General features: G+C 71.8%; 12 protein-coding genes. 7 read left to right on the top strand and 5 right to left on the bottom strand.

Features of this window, described 5'->3' with window-relative positions:
* Window positions 1-2: 2 nt before the first annotated feature.
* The 3 genes from O7629_RS23820 to O7629_RS23830 form a co-directional block, all read right to left on the bottom strand.
* Window positions 3-1,220: a TIGR02678 family protein gene (locus O7629_RS23820; RefSeq protein WP_278171902.1), complete on the bottom strand. Its 1,218-nt coding sequence runs from the start codon at window positions 1,218-1,220 to the stop codon at window positions 3-5.
* Window positions 1,217-2,812 carry a TIGR02677 family protein gene (locus O7629_RS23825; RefSeq protein WP_278171904.1) on the bottom strand — a complete coding sequence of 532 codons (1,596 nt, stop codon included), beginning with the start codon at window positions 2,810-2,812 and terminating at the stop codon, window positions 1,217-1,219. Before O7629_RS23825 ends, O7629_RS23820 begins: the two co-directional genes overlap by 4 nt.
* A gap of 116 nt (window positions 2,813-2,928) precedes the next feature.
* Window positions 2,929-3,501, bottom strand: coding sequence for a TetR/AcrR family transcriptional regulator (locus tag O7629_RS23830; RefSeq protein ID WP_278171905.1), 573 nt, complete (start codon window positions 3,499-3,501; stop codon window positions 2,929-2,931).
* A gap of 158 nt (window positions 3,502-3,659) precedes the next feature.
* On the opposite strand from O7629_RS23830, the gene O7629_RS23835 reads away from it, so the two are divergent.
* The 3 genes from O7629_RS23835 (at window position 3,660) to O7629_RS23845 (ending at window position 8,698) form a co-directional block, all read left to right on the top strand.
* Entirely contained in the window at window positions 3,660-4,460 is an 801-nt protein-coding gene (locus O7629_RS23835) for a siderophore-interacting protein (protein WP_278171906.1), read from the top strand.
* A gap of 29 nt (window positions 4,461-4,489) precedes the next feature.
* Window positions 4,490-6,727 carry a 2Fe-2S iron-sulfur cluster-binding protein gene (locus O7629_RS23840; protein ID WP_278171908.1) on the top strand — a complete coding sequence of 746 codons (2,238 nt, stop codon included), beginning with the start codon at window positions 4,490-4,492 and terminating at the stop codon, window positions 6,725-6,727.
* Window positions 6,728-6,970: 243 nt separating this feature from the next.
* Window positions 6,971-8,698 carry a DUF1996 domain-containing protein gene (locus O7629_RS23845; protein WP_278171910.1) on the top strand — a complete coding sequence of 576 codons (1,728 nt, stop codon included), beginning with the start codon at window positions 6,971-6,973 and terminating at the stop codon, window positions 8,696-8,698.
* 130 nt (window positions 8,699-8,828) lie between these two features.
* Here O7629_RS23845 and O7629_RS23850 read toward each other — a convergent pair whose 3' ends face one another.
* On the bottom strand, window positions 8,829-9,578 hold the full coding sequence (locus tag O7629_RS23850) for an SDR family oxidoreductase (protein WP_278171911.1): 750 nt from the start codon (window positions 9,576-9,578) through the stop codon (window positions 8,829-8,831).
* 103 nt (window positions 9,579-9,681) lie between these two features.
* On the opposite strand from O7629_RS23850, the gene O7629_RS23855 reads away from it, so the two are divergent.
* Complete coding sequence (locus O7629_RS23855) at window positions 9,682-10,521, top strand: LysR family transcriptional regulator (RefSeq protein ID WP_278174660.1); 840 nt, start codon at window positions 9,682-9,684, stop codon at window positions 10,519-10,521.
* Here the strand turns inward: O7629_RS23855 and O7629_RS23860 are convergent, their stop codons facing one another.
* Entirely contained in the window at window positions 10,522-11,208 is a 687-nt protein-coding gene (locus tag O7629_RS23860) for a CPBP family intramembrane glutamic endopeptidase (protein WP_278171912.1), read from the bottom strand.
* 132 nt (window positions 11,209-11,340) lie between these two features.
* Here O7629_RS23860 and O7629_RS23865 point away from each other — a divergent pair, with 132 nt between their 5' ends.
* The 3 genes from O7629_RS23865 (at window position 11,341) to O7629_RS23875 (ending at window position 12,895) form a co-directional block, all read left to right on the top strand.
* The gene (locus O7629_RS23865; RefSeq protein WP_278171914.1) at window positions 11,341-11,976 is read left to right on the top strand and encodes a DUF2975 domain-containing protein; all 636 of its coding nucleotides are present in this window, start codon (window positions 11,341-11,343) and stop codon (window positions 11,974-11,976) included.
* Complete coding sequence (locus O7629_RS23870) at window positions 11,976-12,263, top strand: helix-turn-helix transcriptional regulator (protein WP_278171916.1); 288 nt, start codon at window positions 11,976-11,978, stop codon at window positions 12,261-12,263. Before O7629_RS23865 ends, O7629_RS23870 begins: the two co-directional genes overlap by 1 nt.
* A gap of 92 nt (window positions 12,264-12,355) precedes the next feature.
* A complete protein-coding gene (locus tag O7629_RS23875) occupies window positions 12,356-12,895 on the top strand; it encodes an alpha/beta fold hydrolase (protein ID WP_278171917.1) in 540 nt (179 codons plus the stop codon).
* Window positions 12,896-12,999 lie beyond the last annotated feature (104 nt).

Below are 12,999 nucleotides of genomic sequence, written 5' to 3' on the forward strand. Positions count from 1 at the left end.
GGTTACCTCCTCAGGGCGGCGGGACGGGTCTCCCGGATCGTCGGCTCTGCCAGGGAGTAACGGGCGATCGCCGGGCGGGCGACGACCAGCGGATCCTCGGCCGGTTCGACAGTGACGAGTTTGAGGGCGCGCAGCGCGTCCAACGCGGTGGCGACCAGTTCGACCTCGGCGCCTGGATCGGTGGCGTGTTTGCGCCAGTACGACCGGTGCGCCCGGGCCAGCTCACGGGTGTGCCGGTGCAGCTCGCTGACCCGCAGCCCGCCCGCGCCGCCCGCCGCGATCCGCTCCGCCAGCAGCAGCGTCAGGTGGCTCTGCATCCCCTCGGCCGGCATCCGGACGTCGGTCAGCTCGTCGGCCGGGTCCACCATCGCGACCCCTTCGGCCCGTACCTCGCCGACCAGCCCGGTCAGTTGGGTGATCCGGTTCAGGATGGCGTACCGCTGGCTGGTCAGATAGGCCAGCTCGGGTTCGGTCAGCTCGTCGTAGTAGACGACCGGCTGTTCGAGCAGCAGCCGGGTGAGCCGGTGCCGCAGCGCCCGGTTGCGGGCATCCTCGACATCGGGCACCACCTCGACGGTCAGCGCCGCCAGCCGGCCGTCCGGTGCCACGTCACCGATCATCGACGGGCCGCGGCTGCTGGCCAGCAGGCCGGCGATCACCCGCCGGTCAACGTCGTAGAGCACGTCACCACTGGTGCCGAGGTACGCGTCCTCGTGGCCGGCCACCCGACGCAGTACCCCCCAGTGCAGCAGCAGCCGGACTACCGCCACCATGTCGGCCCGCCGCTCCCGCCGGTCCAGGGCGAACGTGAACCCGGTGGCGGCCAGCGCCGGATCGGCGGCGGCCAGCACCACGTCCTCGGCCAGCCGGCCAAGGGTGATCTGCCCGTCGGCGCGTTCCAGCGCGGCCAGGGCGAGGCAGGTCAGCACGTACCGCTGCCGGGAGAACGGGGTCCTGGCCTTCGGATCCCGGGCCGGGTGGGTCTGGTCCTGTGGGTCGGCGGTCAGCTTCATCAGCCGGATCGTCTGGGCGTCGGCGACCAGCCGCCACCCGGTCTCCCGGTCGAACCACTCGCGCAGCTCTGCGGCGTACGTGCGGACCAGCCGGAACTCGTCGTCCGGGGTCAGCCCGGCGACCAGCAGCGGGCGGGCGAGCAGCAGCCGGGCGGCCCGCTGCAGCCGGCCTGAGGAGTCGCCCTCGGCCGGACCGCGCGCCCTCACCCGGCCGCCCCGACCGCCGCGAGGTCGGCTCCGGCAGAGAGCAGGCCGGCTCCGGTCGGAGCCAGGTCGGTGATGTCGACCAGATGTTCCGGCCCGGTGAGCACCCCGTCGGCGGTGACGATCCGCACCGGCGGCGACCCGTCGACGCGGACCAGGCGTACCCGTAGCGTGCCGTCGGAGGTGGTGGTGGTCACCTCCGTGGCGTCCGGCCGCCGGGCCGCCAGCGCGTCGCCCAGCAGATGGAGAAAGAGCCGGAACTCGGCGGTATCCAGTTCACCGAGGCGCGACAGTGGGACGGGCCCGTCGGTGGCCAACGCCGCTCGGGCGCGGGCCGTCTGGGCCGTCTCCCGCTCGGCGCGTTCGGCCAGCTGCCGCCGCTGCGCGGAGCGGTCCAGCACCCGGCTCGGCGAGCCGCGCCGCTCGTACGATCCGGTTTTGCGCAGTCGAGGGCTGATCTCCAGCCGGGGTGCCTGGGCCCACGACGTCGATGCCGGCACCGGTCGCTGCTCGACCGCGGCCAGGGTCTCGGTCGTCACGGTCAGGTGCCGCACCGGCGACAGGCCGAACGCGGTGTGCCAGAGCCGGTGCGCGGCCTCGTCGTCGGGGGCCTGCGCGAACCACAACGCGAGCGACCGGAAGTCGGCCGACCGGTCCGACCGGCCGGCCCGGCGTTCGTTGATCGACGCCACCGCGCCGAGCAGCTGCCGGATCGCGCCGATGGCGGCGGTACGCAGCAGCCGTGCCTGGGACTGCCGGCTGGCGTCGCCGCTGACGAACCAGTCCCGCAGCCCGTCCCAGCGTTGCTGCCAGACCACCCGTGCCTGGTGCAGTGCCCGGTCGTCGGCGTCCTCGCCGGGTGCGGCGTCGGCGGCCTCCCGGCGGGCCACGATCTCCAGCAGCGGGCTTACCCCGGTCGCCTCGATCCGGTGGGCCAGGTTGGCGATCTCCGCGCCCCGGTTGGCGAGATCGGCGATGAACCGTTCGATGTACGCGATCAGCTGTTCCTTGTACGCGAGGAAGGCCGCCACGTCGGCGTCGGCGAAGTCGACGGCCCGCCGCAGCGACGCCATGAACGCCTGCGCGTTGTCGGCCAGCCCGGTGAACCGGTCGACCAGGCTCAGCATCAGCAGGTGGGTCTTTGCCGGGTCGGGCGCGGACCCGGCGGCGGCCTCGGTGGCGATGCCCAGCAGGGCGCGCAGCTGGTCGGCGATGTCGGACAGCGCCACCGACTGCAGGGCGCCGCGTCGGCCGATCGCCTCCTCGTACGTGGCGATGGCCTGCTCGGCGGCGTGGCCGTGCGCGCTCAACTGGTAGAGGTAGCGGGCGCGGTGGAAGTCTTCCACGGTGGTGACCCGTCCGGTGTCCGGGTCGGCCCGCAGGTTGCCCCACTCGGCGAGCTGGGCCAGCGCCGCCGCGACGGCCTCCAGCGACGCCCCGGGGCCGATCTCGGCCAGGACGTCCTCCGGCCGCAGATGTACGGTGAACCGACGTTTCGCCCGGACGAATGCATTCAGCACGTCCCGGTACAGGGTGACGTTCTGCGCCTGCAGGTGCGCGAACGGCTGGGCAGCCGGTGCGGTACCGGTGGACATCCCGCCATCATCGCAGACCCGGATCGGGCCACGACGCACACAGCAGGGGTCATGTGGCCACGCCGGATGCTGCGGTCGCGGGACGCGACCCACCGGACTGAGCAGCCCGCGAGCCGCTACCGGTCGCCGCGTAGGTACCGGGTCACCATGTCGACCAGTTCGTTCTCCAGCGTCTCGACCGGGACGCCGCGCGGATCGGCCAGCAGCTTGTGCGTGTTGATCTCCACGGTGAACAAGATCAGCTCGGCGGCGGTGTCGACGTCGCGTACGTCGACGTCCGGGTGTCGGGCGAGCAGGTCACGCAGTTGAGAGACCCGGATCTCGCCGTGCCGGTTGATCGCGTCGAGCAGTTCCGGTGAGACCGGCGCCTCTTCGATCATGATGCGGAGCAGTTGCGGATCGTCCCGGTGGTTGTCGATCGCGTCGCGGACGATCGCCTCGACCATCGCCTTCAAGCTCCCGGCGGACATGTCGAGCTGATCGGCCTGCTGCCAGGCGCCGCGATCGATGTGCCGCACCAGCAGCTCGGCGAGGATGGCGTCCTTGTTCGGAAAGTACTGGTACAGCGAGCCGATGGAGATGCGGGCGCGCTCGGCGATGCGGTTGGTGGTCCCGGCCGCGTAGCCGTACTCGGTGAAAACGTGAGCAGCGGCGGTGAGGATGCGCTCCCGGGTCAGCTCGGCACGCACCTGGCGGGGCCTGCGACGTGGCGCAAGACGATGGTCGCCCGACGGCATCCGGGTCCTCCTCGGCAGCGGCAAAAGCGAGTAGCCAAAAGATGAGCTATTGCTCAGAATAGCTTCATGAGCTGCGAAAACAAGGGCGATCACCGACCCGGTGGTGGATCGTGATACCCAAGGTCCAGCTGCCCGAGTCACGCACGATGATCACGCTGGAGGTGCGTCGCCGCGAGTTCCCCACCCCGGGCTTCGCGAGCGTCACCCTGGGCGGCCCCGCCGTCAGGGACCTCGTCGTCGCCGGCAACGACCAGGCCGTCCGGCTGTTCTTCCCTCGCGAGGGACAGACCCGGCTACGGATGCCCACCGTCTCGAACGACGCCTGGATCGCCCAGGTGCTGCTGTGGCCGAAGTCGACCCGGCCGTGGGTCCGCAACCTGACGATCCGGCGGGCCCGACCCGCCGACGACGAGATCGACATCGAGTTCGCCCTGCACGGCGACTCACCCATGTCGTCCTGGGCACGCACCGCCGAGCCGGGCACCCCGGCCGGGATCTTCGACATCGGCACCATGTACCGGCTGCCGGAGCAGGTGGACCGGCAACTGCTGGTCGGCGACGAGAGCGCGCTGCCCGCCGTACTGTCGATCCTCGACGGCACACCACCGACGCTGGCCACGGAGGTCTACCTGGAAGTCCCGACCAGGGCCGACATCCGGTCGGTCGAGACACCTGCCGGCGTACGCGTCCACTGGTTCAGCCGCGACGGCGCGGATCTGCGGCCCGGTGCTCTGCTGGTGGCGGCGCTACGCGACGCGGCCCTGCCGTCGGACCGCTTCTACACCTGGGTCGCGGGCGAGTCCTGGTTGGCCACCACGGTACGGCGACACCTGGTCAACGACCGGGGAGTCGCCAAACGGGACATCTCGTTCTTTGGCTACTGGCGTATCGGCCGGTCCGCACCCGGCTGACCGAGGAACGGTTGAGAGAGGAATCCCCTGTGCGACAGGTAGACCAGGTAGACCAGGTGGCCACCCCGCGCCGGCTCACGACGGTGGAGCAGGTGGAGGGCATTGTCGGCCAGCCGGCGTCGGTGGTCATGCTCAAACAGATCAGCGCCCTCGACGACGGCTGCCGGGACATCCTGGCCCGCTGCCCGATCGCCGCCTTCGGCTACCGGGACGCCGGCGGCACCAGCAGGACGACCTTCGTCGGCGGTACGCCGGGCTTCACCCGCGTCCACTCCCCCACCCGGATCTCGTTCCCTCTGGCAGAGCCCGGCGACCCGTACGGTCCGGTCTCGTTCTTCTTCCTGCTGCCCGGCGTCGGAGAGATTCTGCGGGTCAACGGCACCCTGGTCGCGCGTCAGGGCGCGCGGACCACGGTCGACATCGAGCAGGCGTACGTGCACTGCGCCCAGGCGGTGCTGCGGTCCCGCCTGTGGCAGCCACCCACCTCGGTCGGGCCGCCGATGGCGGAGATCGCGGGTGACGGCCCGCTGTCCCGACCCGGCGTCGCCGAGTTCCTGGCCACCGCACCGTTCCTCGCATTGTCCAGTTGGGACTCCGCCGGTGGCAGCGACACCAGCCCACGCGGCGACCAGCCGACGGTGGTCCGAATCCTGGACGGTCACACGCTCGCCATCGCCGACCGCAAAGGCAACAAGCGCGCCGACACGCTGCACAACCTGCTCTCCGACGACCGGCTCTCGTTCGCCGCGCTCGTCCCCGGCCGCAGCGGCGCACTGCACGTGCGTGGTCGAGGTGCGATCACCGACGACCCCGTACTGCTGGAGACGATGGCGCTGCGCGGCATGGCCCCGCACGCGGCGCTGCTCATCGACGTCGAGCACGCCGAGCTGACCGACAACCTCGCCGTCGCACGCTCGCGGCCCTGGGCGCCCGACGGTCACGTCCGGCCCGGCGAGGTGCCGGACCTGATGGCCCTGGCCTCCGATCACCTCGCCGCCGGCTCGGCGAACGCCCCGAGCGGCCCGCCCACGTTCCTGCTCAAGGCCATCGGGGCGGTCCCGGGGATGCCCCGGCTGCTGCGCCTGGTGCTGAACCGTTCCTACCGTTCCGGGCTGCGCAAAGAGGGCTACGACGGCGTCGAGCCGGACACGGGCGGCCGACGTACCGGCTTCCTGGCCCGGCTGCGCAGCCGGCCGGCGGCCGGGTCGCGGCCGGACAACCGGCTCCGCGAGGTACGGGTCGTGCGGGTACGCAGGGAGACACCGGACGTCGTCACCCTCGTGCTGGCCGACGCCGACGGCAGCGACGCGCCGTTCGACTTCCTGCCCGGCCAGTTCTTCACCCTCGTCGTCGACATCGACGGCCGCCCGGTGCGCCGCGCCTACTCGGCCTCGTCGGCGCCCGGGTCGCCACAGTTGGAGGTCACCGTCAAGCACGTCGAGGGTGGCCGCTGCTCCAGCCACGTGCACCGCGACCTGCGCGCCGGGGACCGCCTCGCGGTACGCGGCCCGTCCGGCTCCTTCCACGTCGGACCGCAGACCAGCGGTGACATCGTGCTGGTCGCGGCGGGCAGCGGCGTGACCCCGATGATGAGCATGATCCGCACCCGCCTCGCCGCCCGAACCGAGGGCGGCCGAACCGAGGGCGGCCGGATTGCGCTGCTCTACAGCAGCCGCACCGAGCAGGACGTCATCTTCGCCGACGAGTTGGACCGGCTGGAACGGGAGCACCCTGACCGGTTCTCGGTCACCCACGTGCTGACCTGCCGGGAGCGGCGGCTCGACGCGGACCGTGTACGGCGCTGGGTCACCGAACTGTCTCCGGACCGGGAAGCCCACTACTACATCTGCGGCCCGGAGCCGCTGATCGGCACCGTGCGAGGCGCGCTGACCGGCCTCGGAGTCGCGGACGCGCTGGTGCACCACGAGCTCTACACCAGCGCGGCGGACCTCCACACCAGGGCGGCGGACCCGACCGCGCCGGCCGTGCCCTGGCAGATGGCCGTCGAGCAGGACGGACAGCCGGTCGCGACGGTGGTGGTCGAGCCCGGCCGGACGCTGCTCGACGCGGGGCTCGCGGCCGGGCTGCCGATGCCGTACTCCTGCACCGTCGGCAACTGCGGGGAGTGCGTGGTGAAGCTCCGCGCCGGGCAGGTCGCGCAGCACGAGCCGAACTGCCTGACCCCGCGGCAGCGGGCCGACGGCTACGTGCTGACCTGCGTGGGCCGGCCGATGTCGAAGGTCACCGTGGACATCGCGGACCCCTGACCGGCGAGCGGTCCGGTGTCGATGATCGATGCCGAGCAGTCCTCACCAGGAGCTCGCGCAGTTCTTACCAGGAGCTTACGAGCCGACCCGAACCCGAACTGCCGCCGCCGGCAGGCCCGTACCAGCGATCGACACCAGGCGCCGACACCGGCCCTGGAATCACTGGCAACAGGTAGGGAGAGGCCGATGGAACCAAGGAAGAGTCGGGGCCGCCGGGCCGTCGACGGCCGTACGATCCGCGGGGTGACCGTGGCGGTCGCCACCGTCGCCCTCGGGGCGACCGCCGTCGTGACCTTCGTGTCCGGTGGCGGCCGCAACTCCGCGTCGGCCGGATCCATCCCGGCCGACTCGGTCCGGATCGAAGAGGTCGCGCCGAACGTCGTCGAGGTGGCCGCCGGGCCGAACGGCTCGACCGGTGTGTTCACGGTCGACTGCGGCACCAACGGAAACGGCAAGTTCAGCTCGGACAACCCGGTGGCTCAGCCTGGCATCAGCAACGGCGCCGAGCACCTGCACGACTTCGTCGGCAACCTCGCGATCAACGCGAACACCAGCGACGAGGCGTTGGCCGCGTCCGGCACGACCTGCCGCAACGGTGACCGGTCGTCGTACTTCTGGCCGGTGGTGCGCATCGACCGTTCTCCCCGCTCCGGCGTCGGGGACGTCGGGACGCCGACGGTGTCCTGCCCACCCGCCAGGGACCGCATGCCGTCCATCCCGCCGGCCGCGTACGGCAACGTTCAGCGGGCGCTCGGCGAGCTGGACCGGCAGATCGCCGAGGCGAACGCCCGGCTTGCCGGCAGTCAGGGGGTCGACGCCCGGCGCAACAACGAGGTGCTCAGCTGGTTGCGCGCCCGTCGGGCCGCGACGCTCCGGCAGGTCGCGGGTGAGCTCGGCCAGTTCGGCGCCCGACCGACCGGCCTGATGTCGCTGGTCGACTGTGCGGTCAGCTACGACGCCCTGCACGCCGGGCACAGCACGGACGGTCGGACGCAGGCCAACCCGATGGTCGAGTGCCCGACCGTGCGGGACCGGCTGCCGGCCGTACCGGCGCAGGCGGCCGCCGAGGTCGACCAGAATCTGAACCTGCTCGACCGGCAGATCGCCGAGGCCAACGAGCGGTTGTTGACCACGGCCGGCGAGGGCGGCCCGAACTTCGCCCAGAACGCGATCGTGGGACCGCTGCGCGACAAGCGGCGGGCCACCCTCGACCGGATCGAGATCGCGATCGGTCGGCACGCGGCGCGGCCGACCGGGCTGACCCAGCTGGCGTCCTGCACCCTGCTCGGGCCGGGCAGCACCGACGGGTCCGGCGACAACGGCGGCGATGGGGGCGATAGGGGCGACAACGGTGGCGCCGGCGACGGTGCCGACGGCCCGGACGCTGAACCGTCGGCGCTGCCCGTCCCGTCCGGCCCGGACCTGGAACTTCCCGGCAACACCGGCGGCATCGTCCGGCCCGCCGAGGTGCTCATCGAGTACCGGGGCAACCCGGTCAGCAAGGTGACCCCGATGCCCCGGTTCCTGCGGGCGTTGACCGGTGAGTCGAAGCCGACCAGTCGCGGGCCGGGCAACGCCCGCAAGTCCTGGACCTGCTCCGGCTTCACCGACCGGCTGTCGGACAAGTACCCGATCTGCCCGAAGGGCTCCCAGGTGCTGCGCGTCCATGACTTCCCCGGCTGCTGGGACGGGGTCAACATCGACAGCGACAACCACCGGTCGCATCTGTCGTTCGCCGACGCGACCACCGGCGCCTGCCCGACCGGGTTCGTGGCCATCCCGCAGCTGCGGATCACCATCGCCTACTACATCCCGCGTGACGTGCAGTTCAAGGGTCAGTACCTGCTCGACTCCTTCCCCGAGGAGGACCACAACCCGTTCTCCGACCACAACGACTTCATCAACGTCAACTCGGAGAAGCAGATGCGGAAGATCGCCAAGTGCATCAACGCCGGCCGTAGCTGCCGCTGAGCCGATGATCGGCGGCGGGCGCTCCGCACCACCGCACGCCGCCTCGGTCCGTCTCCGGTGACCGGGCTGGTCCAGCCCGGTCACCGGAGACGGAGTCACCAGACCGGGGCTCGCCGACGGGGCCGGGAGATCACCAGGGGATGCTGCCGTCGTCGTTGACGAACGTGCCGGTCGGGCCGCCGTCGGGCAGGGTGGCCAGCCGGATCGGGGTGGCGGCGGCCTCCTGGACCGGACGCCCGACGCCGCCGGTGAAGTCGGTGGCGACCAGCCCCGGGCAGGCCGTGTTGATCAGGATGTTGGTGTCGGCCAGTTGCCGCACGTAGTGCACGGTGACCGCGTTGAGGTACGTCTTCGTCGGCGAGTAGGCCGCCATCACCGGGCCGACGTTGATCTCCGGGTCCGACTGCCAGGTCAGCGACCCGACGCTGCTGGAGATGTTGACGATGCGCGGCGACGCCGACCGGCGCAGCATGGGCAGCATCGCGTTGGTCACCCGGATCACGCCGTACACGTTGGTGTCGACGATCTCACGGACGGCGTCGAGGTCGAGCGTGGTCGGGTCCTGCTCCCACCCCGGCCCGGTCTCGCCGGCGATGCCGGCGTTGTTGACCAGGACGTCAAGTCCTCCAGCGGTGCGTTCGATCAGTTGCGCGGCGTCGGTGACGCTGCGGTCGTCGGTGACGTCCAGCGGTACGGCGAACGCGTCGATGCCAGCGGCGCGCAGCGCCTTGACGGCCGCTTCGCCCCGGGCGGCGTCGCGCGCCCCCACCGCCACCCGGTAGCCCTTCGCGCCGAGCCCGGCGGCGATCTCGTAGCCGAGTCCCTTGTTCGCGCCGGTGACCAGCGCGGTCTTCGTTCCGGTCGTGGTCTTTTCGGTCATGACGCCGATGGTGGCGCGGCGGTAGCCGCCGTTGTTACACCGTCTGGGTGCCGCTGTCATACCCGGCGGGTATCACCGACGTATCGTTGTCGGCGTGGAGACGCTGGAGACCCGTGAGCTGCGGTACTTCGTCACGGTCGCCGAGGAGCTGCACTTCAGCCGGGCGGCCGAACGGCTCGGCATCGCCCAGCCGCCGCTGTCCCGGGCGATCGCCCAGCTGGAACGCCGCCTCGGCGTCACCCTGCTGGACCGCGACCGCCGAGGGGTGGCGCTCACCCACGCCGGTCAGGTGCTGCTCGACGAGGCCCGCGCCATCCTGGACGCCACCGCCGCGGCCGCCCGGCGTACCCGCCGCGCCGCCGCCGGAGCGAACCGGCTGACCCTGGTCACCAAGGCCGGCGCCGGCCATGAACTGCTGCAGAAGCTGCTCGACGCGCACGCCGCCGAGCCGGACGCCGCCGAGATCGACGTCGTGCTGTGCGGCCTGGGCGACCAGGCTCGGATGCTGCGCGACGGCCGCGCCGACGCCGCGCTGATGCAGCGGCCGTTCGACTCGCTCGCCGGCTTCGACACCGAGGATCTGCTGACCGAGCAACAGGTCGCGATCCTGCCCGCCGGACATCCGCTCACCACCCGTACGTCGTTGACCATGGCCGAGATCGGCGACGTGCCGGGGCTGCCGGTCGCCCGCTGGCCGCGCCCCGACGGTACGTACGAACCCGGACCCGGGCCGGAGATCCGCGACCAGTCGCAGCTGGCCCAGCTGATCGCCCTCGGGCACACGATGGCCGTGCTGTGCGCCTCGTCCCGGTCCTGGCTGTGGAGCGCGCACACCGCCGTGCCGCTGACCGACGCGCCGCACGTCACCACCGTGCTCGCCTGGCTGCCGGACAACCGTTCCCGGGCCGTCGCCGGGCTCGTCCGGACCGCCACCCAGCTGTGATCAGCCGTAGATGACGAGGACCGTGCAGAGCGCGGCGGCGTTCCACAACGCGTGGGCGACCATGGGTGCGGTCAGCCGGCGGGTGGCCAGGAACAGCCCGGTGTAGACCAGGCCGGCGACGGTGATGGACAGCGCGTCCAGGGCGCTGGCCGGCAGGTGCAGCAGGCCGAACAGGACCACCGAGACGACCGCCGCCACCCACAGCGTCACCTGGGGGCGGGCGGACCGTTGCGGGATCGCCCCGAGCAGGAACCCGCGGAAGTACAGCTCCTCGGCGATGCCGCCGCCGCCGATCCCCAGGAAGAGGGTGGCGGCCAACGCGGCCGGTCCGGCGGCGGACATGCGCAGGATCTCCTGGACCTCCGGGTTGGCTTCGCCGCCGGCCGCCGGCATCAGCACCCCGAACTCCAGTAGCAGGCGGGGTGGGACGGTGGCCACCGCGATCAGCATGTCCCGCCGCCAGTGCCGCGAGGTCAGGCCGAGACTTCGGCGGGTCAGCCCGTGGCGGCGTAACCACCAGGCGATGAGGGCGGTGGCCGACACCAGTTCGGCGGCGGCGACCGCGACCAGCACCGCCGGCACCCCGTCGGCCGCGAACACGCCCATGGCCAGCGGTGGGCCGACGAAGCAGATGATCGCGCCGGCGAGGAACACCCCGGCGGAGCGGACGGCAACGGGGATGGTCATGGCTGGTCCAGCCTTCCGGTGGGCGGATGGGGTCGCTCCGACGTGCCGTTGGCGGGCTGACCCGCTGCGACATATCGAGATTCGATATACTAGACCAAGTTCATATCGAATTTCGATAGGGAAGGGCTGCCCATGCGGCACGACATCGAGCGGGGGCGTCGTCCCCGTACCGCTCCGGCCGGTCAGTGGGCCTTCGAGACGGTCACGGCAGGTGCCGTGGCGCTCGGCACCCTGCTGGCCGCCGCCTCGGCAATCGGCGTACTGATCGCCGACAACCTGGTCGTGCCCGTCACGGTGAACCCCACCACCGACCTCGGACCGCAGGCCACCGCCGGCCGCTTCACGCTCACGCCCCAGGACGCCGCCCTGCTGACCGTGACCGAGCCGACCGTCGGCGACCGGCTCTGGATCTTCGGGCCGGCGCTGCTGCTCGCCGCCGTCGTCGCGACGGCCGGCGGACTGCTGTGGCGGGTGGTGCGGTCGCTGCGCTCAGCGGACCCCTTCCACCCGCGCAACGCCCGCCGGGTCGGCGCGGCGGCCGCCGTACTCCTGCTCGGCGGATCGCTGGCCGCCGCGCTGCAGGCCGCCGGGCACCTCGCACTCGTCAGCGCCGCCCGGCACGCCTGGCAGCCGGACCAGACCCTCACGCTGCAAGCCGTCATCGACCCGCCGGTGGCCGTCCTGCTGCTCGGCCTCGGCCTCGGCGCGGCGGCCGAGTTCCTGCGCCGGGGCACGGCGATGCGCGCCGACCTCGACGGACTGGTCTGATGGCCCCGACCGACGACGAACAGTCCGCCGGTCACCGGGTGGTCTGTCACCTCGACCGGCTGCTCGCCGACCGCCGGATGACCCTCACCGAACTCGCCGACCGGGCCGGAGTCACCGTGGTCAACCTGTCGGTGTTGAAGAACGACCGGGCCAGAGCGGTCCGGTTCTCCACTCTGACCGCCATCTGCGACGTGCTGCACTGCCAGCCCGGCGACCTGTTCAGCGTGCGCCCCACCGAGCCGCTGGAAGGGCCGCAGGGAGGCACAGTCAGTAGCGACGGCGGATGACTGGAATCCCACACCGCGAGGGGAGACCGACCGTCGTGGAGAACACCTGTGCCCGGTGCAGTCGGGTCCGGGCCGCCGGGGACAATGCGGGCATGGCAGGTCGCAGCGCGCTCATCTTCCACGGCACCGGTGGCAGCCCGGACGTCTGCTGGTACCGGTGGCTGGCCGGGCGACTGACGGCCCGCGGGTACGCCGTCGAGGTGCCGCACCATCCGGGCCTCAACTTCGAGCCGATCGCCACGTTCCTGCCCAAGGTGCTCGACGCACACAGCTTCGACGAGGAGACGGTCCTCGTCGGCCACTCCGGCGGCGCGGCCCTCCTGCTCGCGATCCTGCAGCACATCGACGTGACGGTGGCCCAGGCGATCCTGGTCGCCGGCTACTGCACGCCGCCGAACATCGAGCAGGAACCGGTCCTGCAGCCGGAATACGACTGGGCCGCGATCCGGTCCCACGTGCGGGACATCTACTTCATCAACTCCCGCATCGATCCGTACGGTTGCGACGATCGGCAGGGGCGAGCCATGTTCGAGCGCCTCGGCGGTACGCAGATCGTGCGCAACGACGGGCACTTCGGCGACCACGACCAGCCGTACGAGCGGTTCGAGCTGGTAGACCGGCTCATCGCCTGACCGCCTGCGCCGGGTCACGGCGACCGGTGACCCCGATTCTTTACATCGATGTCGCCGGATCATCACCGTACGGACGGTTGGCCGTCGGTCCGCGGGGGTTGCGT

This window comes from Solwaraspora sp. WMMD792 (assembly GCF_029626105.1).
GTDB lineage: Bacteria > Actinomycetota > Actinomycetes > Mycobacteriales > Micromonosporaceae > Micromonospora_E.

Excerpts from the sequence above, each read along its gene's own strand:
- O7629_RS23825 (WP_278171904.1), bottom strand. The coding sequence starts at position 2,812 with ATGTCCACCGGTACCGCACCGGCTGCCCAGCCGTTCGCGCACCTGCAG.
- O7629_RS23850 (WP_278171911.1), bottom strand. The coding sequence starts at position 9,578 with ATGACCGAAAAGACCACGACCGGAACGAAGACCGCGCTGGTCACCGGC.
- O7629_RS23860 (WP_278171912.1), bottom strand. The coding sequence starts at position 11,208 with ATGACCATCCCCGTTGCCGTCCGCTCCGCCGGGGTGTTCCTCGCCGGC.
- O7629_RS23865 (WP_278171914.1), top strand. The coding sequence starts at position 11,341 with ATGCGGCACGACATCGAGCGGGGGCGTCGTCCCCGTACCGCTCCGGCC.
- O7629_RS23870 (WP_278171916.1), top strand. The coding sequence starts at position 11,976 with ATGGCCCCGACCGACGACGAACAGTCCGCCGGTCACCGGGTGGTCTGT.
- O7629_RS23875 (WP_278171917.1), top strand. The coding sequence starts at position 12,356 with ATGGCAGGTCGCAGCGCGCTCATCTTCCACGGCACCGGTGGCAGCCCG.